This window comes from Mesorhizobium sp. 43Arga (assembly GCF_053714255.1).
In genome coordinates this window covers 449807-470792 of sequence record NZ_JBSKBO010000004.1, presented here as the reverse complement: position 1 = coordinate 470792, position 20986 = coordinate 449807, and the positions used below count along the sequence as shown (strand labels likewise).

General features: G+C 58.9%; 15 protein-coding genes and 6 pseudogenes. 8 read left to right on the top strand and 13 right to left on the bottom strand.

What is annotated here, in order from left to right; genetic code table 11:
• Positions 1–32: 32 nt before the first annotated feature.
• The 5 genes from ACWGS8_RS17870 to ACWGS8_RS17850 all read right to left on the bottom strand — a co-directional run bounded on the left by ACWGS8_RS17870 (position 33) and on the right by ACWGS8_RS17850 (position 2550).
• Positions 33–1112: a lytic transglycosylase domain-containing protein gene (locus ACWGS8_RS17870; RefSeq protein ID WP_454582153.1), complete on the bottom strand. Its 1080-nt coding sequence runs from the start codon at positions 1110–1112 to the stop codon at positions 33–35.
• 5 nt (positions 1113–1117) lie between these two features.
• Positions 1118–1444 carry a DUF736 domain-containing protein gene (locus ACWGS8_RS17865; RefSeq protein ID WP_454582152.1) on the bottom strand — a complete coding sequence of 109 codons (327 nt, stop codon included), beginning with the start codon at positions 1442–1444 and terminating at the stop codon, positions 1118–1120.
• Positions 1445–1477: 33 nt separating this feature from the next.
• On the bottom strand, positions 1478–1855 hold the full coding sequence (locus ACWGS8_RS17860; protein WP_454582151.1) for a S26 family signal peptidase: 378 nt from the start codon (positions 1853–1855) through the stop codon (positions 1478–1480).
• A 70-nt stretch (positions 1856–1925) separates the two neighbouring features.
• A complete protein-coding gene (locus ACWGS8_RS17855; RefSeq protein WP_454582150.1) occupies positions 1926–2135 on the bottom strand; it encodes a transcriptional regulator domain-containing protein in 210 nt (69 codons plus the stop codon).
• A gap of 136 nt (positions 2136–2271) precedes the next feature.
• Complete coding sequence (locus ACWGS8_RS17850; protein WP_454582149.1) at positions 2272–2550, bottom strand: DNA -binding domain-containing protein; 279 nt, start codon at positions 2548–2550, stop codon at positions 2272–2274.
• Positions 2551–2737: 187 nt separating this feature from the next.
• Between ACWGS8_RS17850 and ACWGS8_RS17845 the strand changes: the two genes are divergently transcribed.
• Complete coding sequence (locus tag ACWGS8_RS17845) at positions 2738–2998, top strand: helix-turn-helix domain-containing protein (RefSeq protein WP_320254203.1); 261 nt, start codon at positions 2738–2740, stop codon at positions 2996–2998.
• A gap of 197 nt (positions 2999–3195) precedes the next feature.
• On the opposite strand, the gene ACWGS8_RS17840 is transcribed toward ACWGS8_RS17845, so the two are convergent.
• The gene (locus ACWGS8_RS17840; RefSeq protein ID WP_454582214.1) at positions 3196–4401 is read right to left on the bottom strand and encodes a DUF932 domain-containing protein; all 1206 of its coding nucleotides are present in this window, start codon (positions 4399–4401) and stop codon (positions 3196–3198) included.
• Positions 4402–4821: 420 nt separating this feature from the next.
• Between ACWGS8_RS17840 and ACWGS8_RS17835 the strand changes: the two genes are divergently transcribed.
• Entirely contained in the window at positions 4822–5355 is a 534-nt protein-coding gene (locus tag ACWGS8_RS17835; protein ID WP_454582148.1) for a MucR family transcriptional regulator, read from the top strand.
• A gap of 98 nt (positions 5356–5453) precedes the next feature.
• Here ACWGS8_RS17835 and ACWGS8_RS17830 read toward each other — a convergent pair whose 3' ends face one another.
• From ACWGS8_RS17830 to ACWGS8_RS17820, 3 genes and pseudogenes are all read right to left on the bottom strand, one after another.
• Positions 5454–5765: a DUF736 domain-containing protein gene (locus tag ACWGS8_RS17830; protein ID WP_454582147.1), complete on the bottom strand. Its 312-nt coding sequence runs from the start codon at positions 5763–5765 to the stop codon at positions 5454–5456.
• Between the two features lie 1286 nt (positions 5766–7051).
• Positions 7052–7420, bottom strand: a pseudogene (locus tag ACWGS8_RS17825) (ParB/Srx family N-terminal domain-containing protein); the annotation flags it as partial.
• Between the two features lie 1021 nt (positions 7421–8441).
• Complete coding sequence (locus tag ACWGS8_RS17820; protein WP_454582146.1) at positions 8442–8630, bottom strand: hypothetical protein; 189 nt, start codon at positions 8628–8630, stop codon at positions 8442–8444.
• 701 nt (positions 8631–9331) lie between these two features.
• On the opposite strand from ACWGS8_RS17820, the gene ACWGS8_RS17815 reads away from it, so the two are divergent.
• Together ACWGS8_RS17815 and ACWGS8_RS17810 are read left to right on the top strand one after the other, a co-directional pair.
• Positions 9332–10054, top strand: coding sequence for a winged helix-turn-helix domain-containing protein (locus ACWGS8_RS17815; RefSeq protein WP_454582145.1), 723 nt, complete (start codon positions 9332–9334; stop codon positions 10052–10054).
• 867 nt (positions 10055–10921) lie between these two features.
• The gene (locus ACWGS8_RS17810) at positions 10922–11626 is read left to right on the top strand and encodes a Crp/Fnr family transcriptional regulator (RefSeq protein WP_454582144.1); all 705 of its coding nucleotides are present in this window, start codon (positions 10922–10924) and stop codon (positions 11624–11626) included.
• An 83-nt stretch (positions 11627–11709) separates the two neighbouring features.
• Here ACWGS8_RS17810 and ACWGS8_RS17805 read toward each other — a convergent pair.
• Positions 11710–12200: pseudogene (locus ACWGS8_RS17805) on the bottom strand (hypothetical protein).
• Positions 12201–12330: 130 nt separating this feature from the next.
• Between ACWGS8_RS17805 and ACWGS8_RS17800 the strand changes: the two are divergent.
• The 3 genes and pseudogenes from ACWGS8_RS17800 to ACWGS8_RS17790 form a co-directional block, all read left to right on the top strand.
• On the top strand, positions 12331–13368 hold the full coding sequence (locus ACWGS8_RS17800; RefSeq protein ID WP_454582143.1) for an IS5 family transposase: 1038 nt from the start codon (positions 12331–12333) through the stop codon (positions 13366–13368).
• 856 nt (positions 13369–14224) lie between these two features.
• Positions 14225–14886: pseudogene (locus ACWGS8_RS17795) on the top strand (transposase); the annotation flags it as partial.
• A gap of 1369 nt (positions 14887–16255) precedes the next feature.
• A pseudogene (locus ACWGS8_RS17790) lies at positions 16256–16553 on the top strand (ISNCY family transposase); the annotation flags it as partial.
• A 295-nt stretch (positions 16554–16848) separates the two neighbouring features.
• Here the strand turns inward: ACWGS8_RS17790 and ACWGS8_RS17785 are convergent.
• The 3 genes and pseudogenes from ACWGS8_RS17785 to ACWGS8_RS17775 all read right to left on the bottom strand — a co-directional run bounded on the left by ACWGS8_RS17785 (position 16849) and on the right by ACWGS8_RS17775 (position 20046).
• On the bottom strand, positions 16849–17205 hold the full coding sequence (locus ACWGS8_RS17785) for a hypothetical protein (RefSeq protein ID WP_454582142.1): 357 nt from the start codon (positions 17203–17205) through the stop codon (positions 16849–16851).
• An 832-nt stretch (positions 17206–18037) separates the two neighbouring features.
• Positions 18038–19044: pseudogene (locus ACWGS8_RS17780) on the bottom strand (LacI family DNA-binding transcriptional regulator).
• Between the two features lie 309 nt (positions 19045–19353).
• Entirely contained in the window at positions 19354–20046 is a 693-nt protein-coding gene (locus ACWGS8_RS17775; protein WP_454582141.1) for an OmpW/AlkL family protein, read from the bottom strand.
• 584 nt (positions 20047–20630) lie between these two features.
• Here ACWGS8_RS17775 and ACWGS8_RS17770 point away from each other — a divergent pair.
• Positions 20631–20753 (top strand): annotated as a pseudogene (locus ACWGS8_RS17770) (IS110 family transposase); the annotation flags it as partial.
• Between the last annotated feature and the right edge of the window lie 233 nt (positions 20754–20986).

The following is a 20986-nucleotide window of genomic DNA, read 5'->3' as shown; positions in this document are numbered from 1 at the left end:
GGCCAGAGTGCGATTTGCGACAGATCCGACGATCACCGCGATGCACTGAGAGGTCGTGGGATGAAGAGGCTGTTTGCAGCCGACTTCAATGTGGGACGGGCTTCTTCAGACTGAGTGTCCGCGTGCGGTTCAGGTGCCGTCAGATCGTTCAGCGCAGTGTCGACCTGCGGCGGCATGTCGGCCGAACGGATCGAAGTGAACACAGTTTGGTAGACGCGACGCACGGCTCCGTTGCCATGCGAAACGGTGTCGTTTGTCGCAGTAGCGCCGCGTTCAAAAAGCTGGGAACGATCCGCTCTCGACCTGGTGCCCAATCCTCGCAAGCGGGCCGGAATCTCAACAGCTCCCTTGATCAGGGAAATCAACTTCGTGACGTAGTCAATCGTCTCACGAGGCAGCCGGCGACCCTTGGAAAGATGCTCCTGATAGCGTTGTGGTCCGGCGTTGTAGGCAGCGAGAAAACCATTCGGACCAAAGCGGTCGAGCATCTCGCGGAGATACGCGGCGCCGGCCAGGATGTTGTCTCGCGGATTGAACGGATCGGTTCCGAGACCATATTTGATGCGCAGTTCAGCCCAGGTGGCGGGCATAATCTGCATCAGGCCGACCGCAGATCTGGCTGAGACGGCGCGGAAATCCCCGCCGCTCTCGACATGCATGACCGCGCGTATCAGGTGCTCGGGAAGATCAAAGCGTTTGGCGGCCTCACAAACGTACGCGGACCAGTTCTCATTCTTTGCGATTGTTGTCCCGGCGCACGATTTCGGCTCCGGTTGCGGCGGTGCTTCCGCCGCACCGACCGCAGAACCAAGCATGAGCAACGCGCATGCCGAGAGCATCGCCACGCATTGGCGAGTGGTGACGCGCGCACCACCATCCCGACGTGCCAAAAGCCTGCCATCGTGCTCGCTTCGCTCAAGGGCAAGGCTTCGCCGCCCGATCATGCTTCTCATGCACGACAGCGCAAACAGCGATGGAGAAGCGTTCGGCCGCCCTTGACCTTCACTACGCGCGACGGCCGCCTGACAGGCGATCGGGTCGAAGGGTTTGACCGGCATTCGATCGATCAAAGGGTTTGCCTGGGCAAGACTGATAATGCGCGATCGAAACATCGAAGTCAGGCTCGCTCTTCGCGCTTCGACGGCCGGCTCCAGTGCAGGTTCCAGACGTCCTTTTCGGTGGCGACCTGGAACAGGTTGGCGCGGATCGGTTGCGTGAACGATGGATCGTCGATGAGCACCGAGAGATAGGCGCCCGCCTTCTCGCCGCTGCGATTCCACGCTGCCCCGATCTCGACGCCGTCGCAATATATGCGGTGTTCGGGGGAATTTTCCGCATCCGACTTCTCGAAAGGCAGAATGGCGAGCTTGGCGTCGATCGTCAGCGTGCAGATGTTGCCGAAGAAGCCGTCATCGTTCCGAGTGAAGGTGCCGATCTGAGACATGCTATTGTCCTTTCGTGGTGAGAAAACGAGCCGTCATGGCGCGCCGGGAGCCGGTTCGCCGGAAGTATCCGGCGCCGGCGATGCTTGGTTAGTGGTTAAAAAGGGGACCGCGCGGCCGACGATGTTGGTGATTGGCAGCGGGCCGAAATAGCGGCTGTCAAAACTGTCGGCGACATCCCAGTTCATGAGGAACACTTCGCCGTCCGCTAGCACATGGCAGCCTCGCCAGGCAGGCAGCGGCCGACCCTTGCTGTCGTGCTCGAGCGCGGTTCCGTAGATCTTGCCGTGCGCGATGATGGCCGCCCCGCGGCGGCAAACCATTTGTCCGCCGAGCGCCAGGACGTGCTTCAACAGCGGTACGCCGCGTGGCAGAGGTTGAAGGGCCGGCTGCGAGCATCCGGCGCCCCTCAACCCCGTTGCGCGAAGAACCCGTGGTGAGGCCTGTTCTGTCCAGACGATGTGTTCAGGTGATAGAGGCTCGTCACCAACGATGGCGAAATCGCGCGCCCCAACGAGCGGCGAAATCTGGCGAACCGGCGAGTTCTCCTGCCATCAACGGACGTGACGCCAGCCGGTCGCATTCGGCGGCGAAATCAGCGTTCCGGATCAGATACTCGGCGGCAAACTCGGCGGCTTCATAGCCGCGCATGTGCTCGTATGCCGCCGGATCGGTCCAATCGCTTTGCGACATGGCAACGGTCCTCATCGGAGGCTCGCGTTTGGTCGCGAGCTTCGCAAGCAGCTTCCAAGGCGACAGTTCCGTTGAGTAGTCAGAGAGTCGGCAAACCGCTTTGCTGGTTCGGCAAAGCCCATCGAGCCGGCCAGTTTCAGTGCGGGGCTCCGCCGGCCAGGAGATAGCGATAGCCGTTGGTGGTCATCCATCGGGCGCGAGCGAGGTGTGTCTCCCACGCCCGGAATGCCCGCTCCGGCTCCTTCGCTGGATCGATGTGCAGAACGATCCTCGCCACTTCGCGCCAGTCGGCATCCTCGGCCGCAGCATCCAGAAGACGGATGTAGGTGAGCAACCGCTCCTCGTCGTATCCAGTCAGGATGGAGGCATCTGGCGCCACATCGGCAACATTTGGATCTAGCAGTGGTTTAAGCATTGGCGATCTCGTATGCCGACACGTTCATCGGTGTGCTGCCACATCCTGATTTGGACATTTGCTAGCGACACGAACCTTCACCCTCAAAGAACTTACACCTGATCCATAATTCGATCAGGTTATCAGATTTTCTGGTTATCGGAATTTCCATTTAATTGATCTGCCGGCTTCGTCAAGGACCGGTAACATGCAAAAGACGCTTCGATCGCCAAGACACGTGCGTCTTGTTCAACTGATCGTCGACAGACGTAAGGAAGCCGGCATGAGCCAAGCTGATTTGGCGAAAGCGATTAACAGATATCAATCGGTGGTCGCGGCTATCGAATCCGGTGGGAGGCGAATAGACGTTGTCGAATTCCTCGATCTGGCTGAAACGATCGGCTTCGATCCACATGAGATATTGAGTGAAGTCGTCGCGGTTCGAAACGCGAAGTCAAAGCATCGCTAACGTATAGAATTGTACTATTCACGATCAAAAGTCACGTGTCGCCAACGTGACGGCAGTCGCGTCGCGCGCCGGGCGCAGCCCGGCGAGCCGCGGCCGCCTACCAGGCGCGGCCGCCGCCGTCGAACTAGATGGCGGATGGCTAAGAATTCCGACATGGTGCTGCGCGGCCGCATGCCGGCCGCGCAGTGTCGGAACGATCAGACCGCTTTTTCCAGCAACGCCTTGGCCTTCCCTTCAAGCTCAAGCCGGCTGTCCTGATGCGATTTGGTACGAGCGTGGCCTGTCATGCCCTGCACGAAATCAAAAATGCTTTCGGGTGGCCTACCCTCCTCCTGCAAAACCGCCTCGATGATCTTGCCCGCTTCGGCCTTCGAGAACCCGCGCTTGCGCAGAAACGTTTCGCGGTCGTCCTGGCTGCGGGCGACGATCTTTTCGCGCGCCGCCTTGATGCCGGCGATGAACGGCGCCGGCGATGAGTTGGCAAAACTGGTCAAGGCCGGTGCCGCTTCGTGGGCAAAGCGCTGCGCGGCAAACTTCGAATGGCGGATGCTGATTTCTTCAAAGCCTTCCACGCCCCAGAGGTTTCGGTTCATGCAGACTGCGCGAAGATAGAATGAGGCAATGCCAAGCGTCTTGCTGCCGACTTCCGAATTCCAGCAATAAAATCCCCGGAAATACAAATCCCGCTCTCCGTTCGGCAGGTGTCCCGCCTCTATCGGATGGGTGTCGTCCACCAGAAACAGGAACACGTCGCGGTCGCTGGCGTAGAGCGTGGTGGTGTCCTTGCTGATGTCCACGAAGGGATTATGCATCATGGTTGCCCAGTGCAGCACGCCCGGTACCTTCCACATGGTGTCACCGGTGCCGTTGCCGGCGATCTTCATGACGGCGGCAACCAGTTCATGATCCCAGATGCGGCCATAGTCAGGGCCGGTGACGGCACGAAGCTCGATGCGTCCGTCCTCCGCCTCCAAGGTTTTGACAAGCTCGGCGCGGTGATTGAGCAGGCCGTGCTGCAGGTTGATGCCTGCCAGCGGTGCTGGAAGCTGGCGCATGTAAGTTGCGGGCGCTCCGACAAGATTGCACAGCTGGCCAAAACTCCAATGCGTGGGCGCGATCACCTGCTCTCGTCCAGGAACGATCAGCGAAAGCCGCTCGGCATTGTCCCGACTTGCCTCAACGCGAACCGCGCGGCTCTCGACAGTGCGGGCCGTGGCACGATCCGCACGCGTCCGCACCGCATCATAAAGCTCTGTCAGCGACAGGTAGCGCTCATCGTCTGGACGCGAGAACCATTCGGACGAAACGCGCCCGATGCGCTCGCCGCGCGAGATGTCGACGCGAAAGCCGCCGGGAACGGGCTGCTGCTGGTTGTTGTCGGCGCTGCCGATGGTTGTGGTCATGTTCATTGTGGTCACTCCTTTTCCATCAATGCCGAAGGCATGTCCCGCGGCATGCCTTCCGGGGGCGCGTGAGCGCGCGGGAGTGATGGGGGCCATTGCCGGCGCGCGGAGCCGGGCTGCGCGGTCGAGCGGGGCGGATGGAAACGATTGTAAGGTTTGCCTTAGTCGGCCGCTTTGCGAGCCGGCGGCCCCGCTCTGCATAGCCGGCAATGGCGGGGAAGCGAGGGGAAAGTCTCCTCGCTTCCCTAAGGGCAGTTGGCAGATTGTTCTGCGGCGATCAAAATAAATTGAAACGAGGTTCTGCCTTGACGTTTCGCCTGATGAGGGATTATCGCGCGAATAATCCATTATTCGCTTGATCTATTGTACAAACTGCACAAATAGCATGCTGAGGTGACTGATGATCAAGAAGGAAATCCCATGACCGCATCCGATGAACAGCAGGGCAACACCGATCTCATGTCGATTGCTGCCGACATCGTCTCCGCTTATGTGTCGAACAATCCAGTGCCTGTCCCGGAATTGCCGAAGCTGATCGGCGATATCCATTTTGCTTTGCAAAATGTCGGCACACCTGCAGCCGAGCCTGTGGTGAAACTGGAGCCAGCCGTGGCGATCAGGAAGTCGGTGACCCCGGACTACATCATCTGCTTGGAAGACGGAAAGAAGTTCAAATCGCTGAAGCGGCATCTCAGCACAGATTACAATCTGAGCCCTGAGGAATACCGGCACAAGTGGAGCCTGCCTGCAGACTATCCGATGGTGGCGCCGAACTATGCAGCCGCCCGCTCGGCGTTGGCTAAGGCAGCCGGGCTCGGCCGCAAGCCGGCGGCACCAGAAATAGCCAAGGCGCAGAACCCGAAACGGATCACTCCAGCCGCTGCAGCAACTGTAACCGCATCAGCTGCAAAGTCGCCGGTCAAGAAAACGCGCAAAGTTGCCGCCAAGGCTTAGCCTGCTGCAGCCAATTGCCTATTGTCCAGGCGTTGGCGGACTGAGCATGATGAAGCCCCGGCGCGGCGCGTCGGGGCTTCTTTTTTGCGGTGCCGATCTTACTCGGCGGCGCGGCGGGACCAGATGAGGGAGAACTCCCCCTGGGTTTCGGTCTCGACCAGGCTGGCGTAGATCGGAGCTGGGAAACTCGGATCGTCGAGTTTGACCGAGTGGTAGTCTCGGCCCTCGCGGGACTTCTTCTTCCATGCCGCGCCGAACTCGGTCGCGCCAGCGAAGATGCGGAAGTCTGGACCCTTCTCGTTGTCGCCCTCGGCGGGGACGAAATCCACGGTCTTGACGTCGAGGTTGAGGGTCTTGACGGAGCCCTTGAAGCCCTTGCCGGTGCTGGTGAAGATGCCGATAGTAGCCATTGCGGTGGTTCCTTCTGTTGATCGGGCCGCGCCCATCGCGGCCTCGATGGTGGTCATGAGACCGAGGGCGATCGGCTCCGCACCCACCGGGGTCCCTATTGCGTTTGCGCAATGGGGTGGTCCTTAGGGCTGAAACGAAGTGGAAGGCGGCTGACGCTGGCTTTTTTGTCTCGCGATGCAAAGCCGGCCTCCCGGGCCGGCGGCGGAAAAAAGCCAACGGGGGACGTTGCGAGAAGACGATCGAGGCGAAGCCGGTCTTCGGTCAGACCCAAGCCATTCGAGGACGCCGTGGTGCGGCTTGTCAGCAGACTAAAAGGAGCCGCCGCATTGGCGATCGACCGGATTCACATCGCAAAAAGGCACTTGGATCAGTGCAGAAGCACCTTCCCGGCAAGGCAGGAATCACTCCCCCGCGGAAATGGTGACTCTGGGAGGTCCAGGTTCTAGCCGCCCTTTGCCCTCAATTCGTCGCAGTGACGCGAGACGGAAATTGATACCCGCGCGAGCGCGGCGACAATTGCCACATCAAGCGAATATGGGCTTCCCCGCCCCGATCTATGCGAGGCTAGTCGAGACCACAGCGCGGAGCATTTGCACCCAATCCGCCGCAGCGTTGCCGGGTGATGGCGAATTGAACCCTGCGTGCCTCGCAGGAGCTTCGGCGGAAAGTCCGCCGCCGTCGGTCGCGTCTCGGATTGAACGGATGCCCCACCGTTCAGCATAGCTGTTCGGGGCTACCATTGATGACCTCGCGCCGTCGAGGTCCGGCCGCGCTTCCGCGCGGCCGGAAAATTCTCGCCCCTATCAAAGCGACTCACCGAAACCGCCGAAGCGGCTCCGGTGGCTCCATAATCACTCGGCCGCGACGTGGAAGGGTTCGTCCTCTGCGGCCGCGCTGTCGCCAATCGGCTGCGGTCAAGTCTTTCTCATCCAGAGGGACAAGGTGTGTCGCTGGCTGCTCGTTTGCCTCTATCACGCCCTCGTGCTGGCGCTCTTCAGCTCCCCTGCAGCGGGTTCCCTTGTGCGCAAGAGTGCCGGCAGCCGGCCGGTTCCGACGAACAACTTCTCGGCGGCTTCGGCCATCGGCTGCTTCTTTAGAGTGACAACCCTGTCCGCCGCCTCGTTGTCGACAGCCTCGCACACTGCCGGGGAGGATGTGCGCCTTGGTTACACGCTCGAGGTAGGTGCGTAGCGTCGGCGTCCCATGTGCCGTCAGGTCGAGCGCGAGTGCCGTTGCAAGCCTGTCAGCCGTTTCATGAGCGCGCGGCTTACGCTCCCAAGGTCTCTTCGCGCGTGACGTTCTCGTCCAGCCTGATTTCGTGCGGATCGCTTTTGGTATCGACGATGCAGCGGATCGGTTCGGTCTTCTTGATCTGCTTGCGCTTGACGCGAAGCAGTGGCGCCAGCCTGCGGCCTTCACCAATGCTGACGAGATAGAACCCGGTTTCCGTCCCCTCCCCGTCAACCTCCGGCTCCACAACAATGTTTTGGAGAATACCTTTTGCGGCGATGCTCGCCGCATAGGCTTCGATGCTGGCCTCGTTATGCGGAGTTTTGCGCGCATTGCGGGGCGACTTCTTCAACTTGTTCAGGGGAATGAAACCTCTTGTGCCGCTCTCGCCGACGGTCTTGGCATTCGTCTCATTGGTAGTCATGGCTCTGATCTTTCGCTTTAGATACCGAAGCCATGCCCCTCGGCATGCCTTCCGGGGGCGCGTGAGCGCGGCAGAGAGGGGGCGAAGCCGGTGAGCGGGGCTGGGCTGCGCGCCGAGCGGGCGGATCGGATCAGCTTACGAATGAGAAGGAGCGCCGCCGTGCGAATGGGCGGCCCTGCTTTGCGCCGGCGGCATTCGCGGGGGAGAGATGGCCAAGACCATCTCTCCCCCGCGAACGGTCATAGGTAGAAGGTCTAGATAGTTGACCGACCCACCATCGAGTCCGATGGGGTGGGCGGTTGTCTCTCGCTGGCCGTACGCGATGGATGGTAATCCCCAGCGCTCGCTAACTTCCAAACAATTCTACCAGAAGGCGGCTCCGCCAACGGCCTCGGATTTGCCGAACGTCGCTATGAGCTGCATGATCGACGTGACTTCATCTGAGGGACTGCTTAAGGAAGCGCCGACCTGTGAGCCTGATTCGTGCCGATACCGAAAGCGAGCTACACGTCTGGGCATTAAAGCTGCGCGACATGCCGCCTTCACCCCGGCTACGGGCACAGTGCTATGGGCCTGCGACCATTGACAATCACCATCATTGCCCAAGTCTCGTCAGCTGATCGTAAGGTTGACCCAGCAATCGAGAAATTCGCCGCAAGCAGATGAACCAAGCGGCCGTTTGAGCGAGGCTGCACAGCGACGGGCACAACACTTGGTGCGCGTCCTCCGGTCTTGCTGCCTCTGCCGAAGATGAGCAGCGGCTTGATACGCCAGCCCAGGAGCGGCCCACAAAAGAGCGCTCTTGAAAGGAAGTGCAACATGACAAAGCTCGCGATAAACCGCCGCCAGGCGATTGTCGGTCTCGGCACAGCGGGGCGTGTTCACCTCAACCAACAATGCCGCCAACGAGCGGGAGCAGACCGCAGCGTTTATCCGCGCCCATTCGACGGCAGTCGACGACTACAACGCCGCCGTAGTCGACAAGACCGAACGCTGGAGGAAGTGGATGAGGTGGCCAACATCATCCACAAATACGTGGATAGCGGCGTCCGTGTCCGTTCCCCGCGGCGAAAGAAACCTTCTTCAGCAGCGCCACGCGAATCAAGAAGGGCTGTGCGCTTGCACTCGATTCGGCGACGGACCAGCTCGACTGGCTCAAGGCGAAGAGGATGGTGAGCAAGACGATCACGCCAGAGATGCTCTTCGACACTTCCTACGTCGAGTCGATCTAATCCGTGCGGGTCCACAACCGCACGCCGGCCGTCTCGAGACCGGCGTGAAAGAAGATATGGAACTGCTACTAAGGAATGTTCACCATCGCCACGATGCCGTGACGCTTCTGAGCGACGTCTTGCTCAGAGGCGCACAGGGCGAGTTTGTGTGCCTCATCCACCCCTCGGGACGAGGCACGGGAGGATCATAGGCACCCACTTCCTGGAGGCAGGAGCACTCTACAACTTGGACCGCGTGCTCGCAGAGGTGACCATGCTGTCCCTGATGGGGCTGGCTGTTAACTGGTTTGTCGGCGGCGTTGAGCAGCACTTACGGCGCACCTAACCGGCAGGATCCGCTCGCGAGCATCTGGCGTACTGCGCGAGGTTGCTCAGATCTTCACGGTCGCGAGAACCAGCAGATTGCGGTTTTCGTCAAGGGCGGGAGAAAGGAACTGTTTGGGTGAAGCTTTTATGCAGGCGCCCTGCATGTCGTCTCGTCCGAGCCGGTGAGCGCTCGCACCTTTCGCCTGCTAACCGAGACCCCGTGGCGAAGTGAACCAGGGTGAAGTTCCATCGGTTACAGCAGCAATCCCCCGGCCGTGCAATCCGAGGATGCTGCTGCACTCGAACGTTCCCAGCCAAGCAGCGGAGTTTTGCTGAAAAACCGACAAGGTGGGGTTGCGGATGGAGGCGATATATGAGCGAGACCCGTAAAATCGGGAGCGTCCTTGTAGTCGACAATGTTTTCGCCCTTATTCTGAACATGGAAGAACACGTGCTGCGTAGCAATTCGTCGACCATAGGGTCGTGCGCGCATGGGAAAGCGTTAAAGATCTCCCAAGGACTGAAGCGCGACGTTGTCATTGCCAGTCTGGATCTTGGCCAGGATGACCCTGGACTCTTGCGTGATCTCCGCGACCTCGGGGACATCTCCGTTATCGTTATTGAGAACCCTGGGAGTGAGAAAGACAAAGTGATCCGGCTTGAATTCGGCGCCGACGAGTGTCTGCGTAAGCTCCGTCAGCTTTTGGTGCGCGTTAACTCACTGGTCAGGTGCCGTTCTAACGACCCTGTGGAAGTTCATAGAAGGTCACCATCAGGAAGATGGCTTTTCGGCGGATGGGAGCTACGCTTGAAAACGCGACAGCTGCGTGATCCGTCTGGCGCACTGGTACCCTTAACCCAGGGAGAGTATGCGCTCCTGTTTGCCTTCCTTGAGGCGGCAGAACGGCCGTTATCGCGGGAGTACCTGCAACGAGCCACTCGCATCCACGGCGAGATTTCAGACCGAAGCATTGATGTTCAGATCTTGCGCTTGCGTCGGAAGCTCGAAAGAGACGCGCAAGTTCCACAGTTGATAAAAACCAAACGTGGTATCGGTTATGTCTTCAGCATCCCGGCGGAGCTGTCGGATAGCTGACGACAGATCAAAGCCGGCGACTGCTCGCTTTTCCTGCAGCAGAGCTGCGGGTGAGGAGGAGCGACGTGCGGTGCCGTCACCTATCCATCGCATTGATGGGATGTATTGATACAATCGATTTTCAATAAGTTTGTGAATGAGAATACCAACAGCACCGTGCCTCGACCCATCCGGGTCGGCGAATTCGACCGAAGCTACAGAAGGGCACCCGCGACTGCCAGCATTTCCATGTTGCCGTGATCACCAGTTGCATTTGCTGCAACCCAATGTCGAAGCCTGCCGGGTTCTTGCGGATCACATCAACGCGCCCGGCATGCCTCGGTTGGCCAGCCTTCCTGAAGACGAGTTCCGTGTAAATATTTTGAAGGTCCATGCCAGTGACACGTCGCATGCTCCTCCTCCCCCAAACGGGATGGAAGCGGCACGCCGCACTAGACATGCGGATGTGCGCTCTCAGGGCAAATGGCCGGTTCGCAGAGCCGGCCAAATCCTTAATCGAGTTCGCAGCCAATGGCTCAGATCGGCCCTGGAGCGGCTGAACCGGACGCTAGCGATACCGGTCTTTCGCAGCCGTGACAGCTGTCTGCGGCTGATTCAAGCTCCGGCGTTAGATGAGACTGCTCGGAGGCACCGTTGTCCACGCCGCCTACAAAAGCGCGCCACGCACCGGTCACAAGCCACCACGCCAAGAGCAATCCCCGTCGTCTGCTTTCGCCGTCGGGTACTTCGCGATGTCGATGATGCCGCACAACGCACCAGCGCGAGTCGCCTTTGCCGCGGGCGCCGAACGCCCGCGACGCTCAACCGACGTGATCCCCTAAATCGCCCGCCCATCAATAGGACTGATCATCTCCAAGAGGAAACTATATGGCCGAGTTCTGTAGAAGCCCTGCCTTCTGGCGTTCCTTTCCGATTTTTCAGGATTTTGATGATAAGACCCTCGCAGCGCTAGCCGGTATCTCAAGCTTTCGCAGATGGCTTCCAGACACGGTGATTTTCCAGCGAGGCGATGAGGGCAACTACATGGTCGGGGTGATCTCTGGACGGATCAAGGTATCTCTGATCACCCCACAAGGGCGTGAGTTGGTCTTGCGACAACTCGAAGCCGGGGAACTGTTTGGCGAGATGGCCATGTTGGACGGTCATCCTCGATCAGCCGACGCCACGGCGCAGGTCGCCTCCGAAGGCTTCGTCATCGCTAAGAGGCCATTTATGGACCTAATCAAACTTTCGCCGGGGGCAGCCAGAGCCACAATCCGTTATCTCTGCTCGCGACTGCGGAGTATCACCGAGCAGTTGGAAACCATCGCTCTCTATCACCTGAATTCCCGGGCGGCCCGTTTTCTCCTCGTTACCCTGAGGCAGATCCACGGCACCGAACTGCCGGTAAGGGCAGATCTCAAACTGTCCCTCACTCAGTCGGATATAGCAGGGATTTTGGGCGCAAGCCGGCCGAAGGTAAATCGTGCTATATTAGCGTTGGAGGAGGCCGGTGCCATCAGACGTACGAACGGAATCATTGAATGCAACACCGAACGCTTGCGGTGGATTGCTGATCCAGCCGAGCGTTAGGTCGCGGCAGGCTCTGGCTCTGCCTCGTCAGGAACCGCATATCTCGATATTAGTGTGATCACTTTTGGTGCGCTGCCGCAGGATCAAAGAAGCGTCACGCTCACGCATGGCATGTCGCACAGCGGCAGGGTATCCAACACCTCGCACGCGGCTCGTTGGGAGACTGTCAGTCTACCGATAGGCACTCGCTGGGGAAGCATGGCAGTATGTGTTTGCAGTCCCTCTGCCATCAACAGCTCAATAATGTAGCGGCAAGTCGCAAGCGCCTCATCGATATCAAGAGGTGTCAGCATAGCGGGTATCAACAGGCAATCTGAACTGCCGATTATCGAGTCGTTCAAGTCGCTGGGACCGCCATGGCTTCGGCCAGACCATAGTCGAAGCCGCCAAGATCCGGCTGTCCATATGCATCTACCATGAGGGGCAGTTCGTCGGCCACGAAAACCTCGCATCGCTGGTCCCAAGCGTGGTTACGAATGGCATTTAGTTTCCACCGCGTGAGCGGGCGGTTCGGGTCGGATTCGAACAACGCAATCTTCTTCTGCTTGAAGGCAAGCGAGGAGCACAGACCCATCAGGGCCGTGGTTCTACCCGCTCCACCTTTGAAAGATAGCAAGTGATCAGTTTCATGTCGCGATCCGTTCGCGCCGAAAGCGCACCGTGCAAATATTCTTTTTTGCACTTGATGGCGAGGGGGGTCTTTTATGGGAACTGCACCTGGTTTCTTCGATGTCGATGACCGGCTTCGGCGGTTGAGCGATCTTGGCGATCAGCTCGAAGCCTATGGTCGGGTTGTGGACTTCGAGGCGTTTCGGGCTGATCTGGAAAGGGTGCTCGCCTACACGGGCGGGCCGCACGGTGGCCGACCGCCCTACGATCCGGTCATGATGCTGAAGGTGTTGGTTATCCAGACAGCGAACAATCTGTCGGACGAGCGCACCGAGTTCCTGATCAACGACCGGCTGTCGTTCATGCGGTTCCTGGGCAACGGGCTTTCGGACCGGGTTCCCGATGCGCGCACGATCTGGCTGTTTCGGGAGAGGCTGACGACGGCAGGAGCGATCCAAGCCCTGTTCGAACGCTTCGATGCGATGCTGCGCGAGGCCGGCTACATCGCCATGTCGGGCCAGATCGTGGATTCCAGCCTTATCGCCGCGCCGAAGCAGAGGAACACGAAGGAAGAAAAGGACGACATCAAGGCCGGCCCCGCAAGATTGGCAGGACAAAGGACGGTCAAGTTCACCAAGGCCAAGCCGCGGGCAGATGGCAGGATGCCGCCGGTTGATATCGCCTTTCCCGCCTTTGGCTACCAGAACCACATCTCGATCGACCGGGAGCATGGCCTGATCCGCAAATGGCTGGCAACAGATGCGGCCGCCTACGAGGGAGCCAGGCTGCGCGAGGGTCTGCTCGACAAAACCAACACCGCCAAGAGCGTGTGGGCCGACACCGCCTACAGGTCGAACGCCAACGAGGCCTTCATGGACAAACAGGGCTTCATCAGCCGGGTCCATCGCAAGAAGCCGAAGGGCAAGCCGATGCCCGAAACCACCCGCCGCTCCAACAACCTCGAGTCAAAGGTGCGTTCGCGTGTCGAGCATGTCTTCGCCGAGCAGAAGAGCCGCATGGGGCTGTTCATCAGGACCATCGGCATCGAACGGGCCATGACGAAGATCGGCATGGCCAACATCCTCTACAACATGAAACGACTGATCTACCTGGATCGCATTGCTGTCGCATGAGCTATGGCCGAAAGGGCCAACGACTGCAAACCTGCAATCGCTGCCGGGTGACCGATTTCGCGCGCCAAAATGGCCGGTCACGCTTCAGTCAGCACTTGATCGAAGCGTCCACCTTGGACAACTCAAAGAACGGTATTGTTCTCGATCCTGTTTTTTTACACGACGTTTTCCCCTTCTTCAGAGTCCTGAAACCATCATGTCGACTTGCCTTCGGTCCCCCATTTGCCTGCCAAATTGTATAGACATAGCTCATTCGAGATGCATTAGCCCATTGATATCTCTATGCATTTGTAGACTTTGTCGGCAAAAGTCATTCACAAGGTATTCATCTGACTTTGGAGCGTTAATTTCCTCGGCATTCGTTGGTACATTTGCAATTCATCTGTGAATCTGTCCAAGGAAAATAGGTTTCATTTGTAGCGTTTCGTAGTTTGATTGTAACAAACGTGAGGACCCCACCGGGAAATCCATGCGAATGAAGTGAGCGAGGCCGCTCCCGGCGATGCGTGTGATCATGAACGCCCCAAGGCCTGGAGACAGGGTGACGGGCGGCCTGGCCCCCTTGCTATTCGTCTTCCTTCAGCCTCGCCTCGCCGCTTGCGAATGTTGGGCATCGCGGCCGTTTGACGAGGTCGGCAGCCAGCGAGATCAGCTAGAATCGGTGTTGTGCGCCATGGCCGGGCTGGTGCGCCGAATGGTGCGAGACCGGCCAGAGCCCTAGCTAGTTTCCGTCCATGAACGGCAAAGTTTTTGATTTTGTTGCGCGAATCGTAGCTTTGCGCGAGCACGGACCATCGGTTTGGTAGTTTTGGATCATGCCACTGATTCCAAATCCCTGCCGCCGCCGGAGCCGACAATGCATCAAGAACGCACCGTCCAAGTCGGCTTGTCGATCTTTTCGCCGCGCACGAGATCGGTCCCGAGTCGAAGCGATGTCGCGATGGCTGGATGAGCATCGCGATTTGGTGCGGGTCGGGGTCAAGGCCACTGGGCGGCGGGGTCTGCCCGCTGAAGCAGTGCTACGCTGCGCTCTGCTGAAGCAATATCGGCAACTGAGCTACCAGGAGTTGGCCTTCCACCTCGAGGACTCAGCCTCGTTTCGCGCCTTTGCCCGCTTGCCGTTGTCCTGGAGCCCGCAGAAGTCGGTGCTGCAAAAGACGATCAGCGCGGTCCGGTCTGAGACTTGGGAAGATCAATCGGATACTGCTGTTGGGTGCCGGCAGGCGAAGCTCGAAGACGGCGCGGTCGTGCGGCTGGACAGCACCGCGACCGCCGCACTTATCCACGAACCGAGCGACAGCAGCCTCCTTTGGGATGCTGTCCGGGTCATGGTGCGGCTTTTGAAGCGGGCCGATAGCTTGGTCGGCGGCCCCGGCTCATGGTGCGATCATTGCCGTGCAGCCAACAAGCGGCCCGCAAGAACCAGTTCACGCGCGGTCGACCCAACCGGTCCAACTCTATCGCGAGCAGATCGCCATCACTCGCGCGACCCTGGCCTATTTGAAGCAGGCGACCGAGGGCCCCGCCCGCCTGATCCTATAGCCCGCCATCACAGCGCTCCAAGCCCAACAAGTCCTTTGCAATCGCTGCAAAATACTTGTGTTTATGGACGTAACTAGCTAGTCGAGGGTGCCTGGATTGCCAATGCACAATGCCCAACGTATACAACTTCCCCAACCTTGAACAACCGATAAGCTTTGTGCGGAGTAGTGCTTGTCATGGTCTTGGGTGCTGGCTGGAGCTGGAGCGGTCATTACAATGGCCAACGCCGTGGCAGCAAGTATGGTTCGTGGCCAATGAGACCGCAGTTTCAGGAGCCTTGAGCGCCCCACAGCATGTTTTTCTGAGGTAGGCATTTTTCGTTTTCCTTTTTATCATCACGGATTTGAAGAGAATCTGGTGTTATGTGCAGGAGAGCGGGCGAAGCCGCCGATATTCATGTGGTCAAGTCATAAGTTCTCCTGAATGTTTGTTTTACGAGAACCCTTATGGCAGCCCTAGCTGACAGCCTGAAGGCGTTCTGCGGGATGGCGATCCTGTCTGATCGCAGCGAGATCCAACGGAGCAGGGGCGTCCCACGGGATGCGCAGCCTGTATTGTGTTCGGACGAATGTCATGTGAACTCATGGGCTAAAGACTGCACGACGGGCCATGTCGGAACACGTATCATGGCTATGAATAAGCAATTGGCATGCCACCAAAAGGGTTGTGAGCAGCGACCCCAAATCGGAGGAGTCGGCTCTGGCCGGCTTGATCCTAACCCTTAGGATGGTCTGGATCTGAACACAGATTGTCGTCAATCGGACGCGGACAAGCGGTGACCAGCTTTGGCGCGGGCTGACACCAGAGTTCTCGGTTGAGAATTGCATGTCTGAAAGCGGGATTGAGCAACAGGCGATCGCCGGTGCCGGTCGAGTTGCGCAGCCGTTGCTGTTTAGCGTGGCTGCATAGGGCCGCAGGTGTGATCCGAGCGCCGAATGATGGCGCCTGGCTGCATCCGGCGGCCCTATAGCGATCACTGATCGCGCGTGATCGAGGTCATACTGAGAGTATCTCGTCCAATCGCTCGTCCTGCTGCGGCCGTTCAAGGCTTCGCTGGCCTACTGCCATCCAGGCGAGCACGGCGTTCGAGGTGGGACCCGGTGCCGTGGTCCGACGGAAATCAGATTGCGTCTCGCCCCGACTTGGCAAGTGTCCAGACGGATGAAAGACGAAACCTCCATCCTTCTCTTGAAGCTGCTCCTTTGGCCCTAGCTAGTTCCGTCCCTGAACGGCAAAGTGTTGATTTTGTTTAGCGAATCGTAGCTTTGCGCGAGCGGGGCCCGGCGGTTTGGTAGTTTTGGATCATTCCACTGATTCCAAATCCCTGCCGCCGCCGGCGGCGACAATGCATCAAGAACGCGCCGTCCAAGTCAGCTATTCGATCTTTTCGCCGCGCACGAGATCGGTCAAGAGTTGAAGGCGGTGTCGCGATGGCTGGTGAGCATCGCGATTTGCTTGGCTTGGTGGCTCGCGATTTGGTGCGGATCGGGGTGGTGCGGCTGGACAGCACCGTGAGCGCCGCACTTATGCACGGGCCGAGCGACAGCAGCCTGCTTTGGTTGGGATGCTGTATGGGTCATGGTGCGTCTTTTGAAGCGGGCGGCGCCGGCTTATGGCGCGATCATTCCCGTGCAGCCAGTCGACCCAACCAAAGCAGGCTACCGAGCGACCCGCCCACCTGATCCCATACTGCGCCATCACAGCGCTCCAAGCCCAGCATAAGTCCTTGTAATCGCTGCAAAATACTTGTGTTTATGGACGGAAACTAGTCTAGAGGTCGGTCGGAATACTGTTAGTTCACGTCCGTATCAGGATCAGACCGAGGACAAATGCAACGGGTACAGCCGGGAGGAGCTTAGGCGGTTTGGGCCGGAATCGCATTAACAAATGTTTTGGACGGACAGGGATCCGATCCGGCGCTATCAGCGGCTTAAACTTTTAGCGAGCTGGCAGTGTGCTTGTTACAGACATTTGGAACACATCGAGCAGAATTGCCAGTCCGACCCCGCATGCGGTGAGGATGAGGCCGAACATGAAAATGCGGTTAGCGCGGTCGAAAACCTTCCGGCGTAGAGAGCCGATGTCGAGCAGGATGGACAGCGCCCGCATCTGCAACGCGATGCCGCCCAGGATCGGTACGACGGCGAAAAGATCATACAGCCGCCACGGCACCGGGTTCGCCGCCCAGTGCGTGACGAAGCCCAAAGAGAACGCGAGCAGGATGCCGACGACGGTGATAGTGCCATTCCGGAACATGGTCTCGATCAGTTCTTCCTTCGGGTCCTGCTCGTCCAAGCTATCCTCCATTACAGTTATTGAGCGGATCGTTCGCCGGCTGGATCAATGTCGTTCCAAAAGGCGCAGCGGGTTTTTTGAGATACAAGAGAATGGCGCCAGTGGAAAGCTGGGTAGATCGCAGTCGCGAAGCGTCAGCGTACGCGGAACCGCGATCGGACCCTCTTCCCGTTGCTGAAACGACCAAACCGGCCAACAGGGGCGATAGCCATATAGCCAACATGGGTATCCGAGTGGGAGTGTAGCTCACGTAGCTTGCGAAGCAGCGAGCCGCCGTCTTCCTCGACCAGGACGCTCCGGCTGCTGCTGGCGACCGTGGTGCCAATGGCAAAACCGCCGAATCGGCAGCGATGCCGATTCGTTGAGAGGGTAGCCCTGCGCGCCGACGGCAGGAGGTCGCCGCCGAGCGTTTGGCCGCGACGTGGGGTGATCAGCCTGGAACGATTGAATTATGCTTCGTTAGGGGAGGCCATCCGTCCGCCTTTGGCCTCAATTCTCGGCGCTGCGGCTGCATAAAAATGGGCTGTGCTGGCTCGCAACACCGATCGTCTGCTTGAAACCAGATGCACTGGCTAGGAGTCGCCCCACCCGCGGGAAGGATGGTGCGGACAGAGACGTCGCCGGCGATCTTACCCCAACTTCGGAAATGTTTTGTTGGCCGCGGACACCGATATAGAGATCAACTTCGGCCGGACCCCGAGCCGTTCGCCCACAGTCGGTTCGGGCCTGATGGTTGGGCGCAAGTTACGCGGAACTCGGCCTCAAGATTTGGCTAGTTGACGGGTCCTTTCCACACCACGACCGGCAATGCCCGAAGGGAATCTTATCGTGTTCATATATTTTCCGGGAGATAGATGTCGAACGGCAGAAATGTCTCTCCCGGCGTGGTCGCGCAGCGGCTTCGATGGTCCGGGCCATCAGCGTTATCAGGTCCTGACAAAGCCGGCGCAGTGGCGTGGCGACCGCCATCTTTATAATGCCATCCGCCAGCGCGGCGCGTGACTCCCGCGTGATCTCGTTGACGATGGCGAACATATTCCGGTCTTCGCTCTGTTTCCTGAGCGCCGAAACTGCACCCTCCATGCGGCCGCCGGCCACGTAAAAGCCGACGAGTTCGGGTTCCCGTTGGATCACATCCAGTGTTGCCTCGTATGTGATCCGTCGCGTCGCGACGTTGATAGGAATGTCAAACACCTCGAATGTCGGCGCGCTCTCACGAAAATAGGATGGAAAGCCGATTTCCTGAAGCTCGTGGGCCTGGTAATGCTCACTGACCGCAAACGCCACCTTGCCCGTCCGTTTTGCGGCTTTGGAAAACATCCAGGCTGCTGTCCGCCCGACCTTGCGGTTGTTTAGGCCGACATAGCCCTCGCGTACGCCGGTGGCGAAATCGGAAAGCAGCGAAAAAACTGGGATGCCTTTCGCTTTCAGTTCTTCGACAGCTGCCGTGATCCCCGGGTGGTCCGGCGCCACCATGGCGATCGCGTGGCAGTGGCTCCCAAGCTCCTGGAGGAGTGCGATCAGATCGCCCGGCACATTCGACGGGGCGAATTCGATAAGCGAAGTACCCTGGAACGCCTGTGACGCATTGACTGCCGCTTCGACTTCGCGCGCGAAGTCCTGGTAAAAATACTGCGCCGGTTCTCTGAGGATAAAACCAAGCTGATAGCGCGGCGGATCCGACTGCGCGCGCCGCTCGACAAGGTCATTGGCTGCCTCGTAGACCCGCAGCGCAGTCTGCTTGCGGACCGGATGGCGGGCGTTCAGAACCCGGTCAACGGTTGCGACGCTGACTTCGGCTTCGCGGGCAAGATCGGCAATCGTTGGTCGCTTGGCCATGAATTCGATTCGTAGACATTCTCAGAGGAGAATACGTCGATGATCAAGGTTAATAAAATCCTTTTGCACTTCCATTGATGCCGCCATCCGGGAACTCCGCAATCGGGCGGCTGTGCCGAGAGTTCGTTTTGAGCGTTTCTCGGATGAAAGTTGCGAGCATTGCGATGACGATCGTGGGTGAGAGTCTATGCGCTGCGCGTGAGCGCGCACGCGGCGGCCCCGGCGGGTCATCTCCGTGGCCCGTGCACATCAGGCGACCACGAGCTTGGCGGCACCATTTGGACGTGGTGCCGCCTGGGATTTGAATTGTCAGAAGCGGTAGGTGACGCCTGTGCCGATCAGCCAAGGATTGAGCTTGGCTTTGCCCGTGACGTTCGCGCCGCCGACCACTGCATTAAAATTCGGCTCAAGGAAGAGCTTCTTGGCGTCGAAATTGATACCCCAATGCTGATCCAGCGTGTAGTCGAACCCGACCTGCACAGCGCCGCCAAATGTGTTCTTGACGTGGAGAGCATCGGCGCTGGCGGTATCCTGGTTATAAAAGATCGTGTAGTTTACCCCTGCACCGACGTAAGGCTTGAACGCGCCGAAATCGGTGAGGTGGTATTGCAGCGTGAGCGTAGGCGGCAGCACCCAAGTCTTGCCGATCTTGTCCAGTCCGCTGATCGTTCCCTCGCCGTAGATGTTAGCATAGGTGGTCCCGAGTATGAGTTCGGCGGCGAGGTTGTCTGTGAAGTAGTAGGAAAGGTCCAATTCCGGAATTGCGGTATCCGAATAGGAAAGGCCGGAGCCGGGAATTCCGTTGACGTTTCCCTTGTCGTCCGTGATCACCCCCAGCGCACGCAGCCGAACTTGCCAAGGGCTACGTTCAATCACAATGCACGGTTCCTGATGGGTCGCACCCACGCATTCTAGATCCGCAGCCGCCGCCTGCTGCAGTGCAGTCAAGATAAGCGCTATACCGAGTGTGATTGCGCGTCGCGGCCTTCTCCAGTCTCTCATCATGCTCTCCTTGAAATCCAAAATTCGGTTGCGCGGCAGCAATGACAGCCGTGAGGAGAGGCTCGGTTGATCTTGATCAATGATGGGAGGGATTTAACTAAAGTGATAAATTTATTAATAAAACTGTCGGGTGATCACCGACGATGGCAGCAAGGGAAGGCGGCGCGGCAAGCGGTTGCAAGGGGGCGCAGACTTGGCTCTGGCATTATCGCGATCTGATCTGTGGCAGGGCCGAGCCCAGCCCGATGCCACGACCCTTTCCGTGAGCAGGATCATCCGCTGAGTGACGTTTCCAACGACCCACATCGTCGGCCGGGCCTTTGGTATGAATCTGCCGTGCTTCCGTAACCAAGTCACGGTACTGGTCCGCCTTTGTGGTCGTCGGCTGTGCCTGCTACGTCCGACCGGCTGCTGCTCGCTGCGGGCCTGCGTTGGGCGAAGATTCGTTGTCACAATGACGGCGAGCCATGTAGAAGCCATCATCTGACAAGCGTTACGCTTTGGCGAGGCCACGACGAACACGCCTGCCGCAACTTCGATGCGGCGCCGCGGGCGAACAAGCGCCTTCGCCGAAATCTTCGCGCATGCTGGCGCGCAGACCACCCATGCTGGTTGCCATCGCACTGGCCAACAAGATGGCGCGGTCGGCATGGGCCATGCTGACGAAAAAGGAGAACTACCGGGATCCGGCGACGGCGCCAGCTTGATTGACGATCGAGCCGTCGCTCGCTGGTCCGTCGGGAAGTGCGGAGGGCAGCGAACAGTAAGGGCAAATGATCGACACGATCGGGACAGCGAAAGCGGTCAAGCGTACGGAGCTGCAAATCTGATCCGCACCTGTCCGCGAATCTCCATGCCGGCCTGCGGCATATAAAGTGCCGCAACTGCGAAGCCTGATGGATGACCGGACCCGCTCACATTGCTATCGGTGTTCGAAATC

Excerpts from the sequence above, each read along its gene's own strand:
- ACWGS8_RS17845 (WP_320254203.1), top strand. The coding sequence starts at position 2,738 with ATGCAAAAGACGCTTCGATCGCCAAGACACGTGCGTCTTGTTCAACTG.
- ACWGS8_RS17815 (WP_454582145.1), top strand. The coding sequence starts at position 9,332 with ATGAGCGAGACCCGTAAAATCGGGAGCGTCCTTGTAGTCGACAATGTT.
- ACWGS8_RS17835 (WP_454582148.1), top strand. The coding sequence starts at position 4,822 with ATGACCGCATCCGATGAACAGCAGGGCAACACCGATCTCATGTCGATT.
- ACWGS8_RS17870 (WP_454582153.1), bottom strand. The coding sequence starts at position 1,112 with ATGTTTCGATCGCGCATTATCAGTCTTGCCCAGGCAAACCCTTTGATC.
- ACWGS8_RS17855 (WP_454582150.1), bottom strand. The coding sequence starts at position 2,135 with ATGTCGCAAAGCGATTGGACCGATCCGGCGGCATACGAGCACATGCGC.
- ACWGS8_RS17830 (WP_454582147.1), bottom strand. The coding sequence starts at position 5,765 with ATGGCTACTATCGGCATCTTCACCAGCACCGGCAAGGGCTTCAAGGGC.
- ACWGS8_RS17775 (WP_454582141.1), bottom strand. The coding sequence starts at position 20,046 with ATGAGAGACTGGAGAAGGCCGCGACGCGCAATCACACTCGGTATAGCG.
- ACWGS8_RS17850 (WP_454582149.1), bottom strand. The coding sequence starts at position 2,550 with ATGCTTAAACCACTGCTAGATCCAAATGTTGCCGATGTGGCGCCAGAT.
- ACWGS8_RS17810 (WP_454582144.1), top strand. The coding sequence starts at position 10,922 with ATGGCCGAGTTCTGTAGAAGCCCTGCCTTCTGGCGTTCCTTTCCGATT.
- ACWGS8_RS17800 (WP_454582143.1), top strand. The coding sequence starts at position 12,331 with ATGGGAACTGCACCTGGTTTCTTCGATGTCGATGACCGGCTTCGGCGG.
- ACWGS8_RS17840 (WP_454582214.1), bottom strand. The coding sequence starts at position 4,401 with ATGACCACAACCATCGGCAGCGCCGACAACAACCAGCAGCAGCCCGTT.
- ACWGS8_RS17865 (WP_454582152.1), bottom strand. The coding sequence starts at position 1,444 with ATGTCTCAGATCGGCACCTTCACTCGGAACGATGACGGCTTCTTCGGC.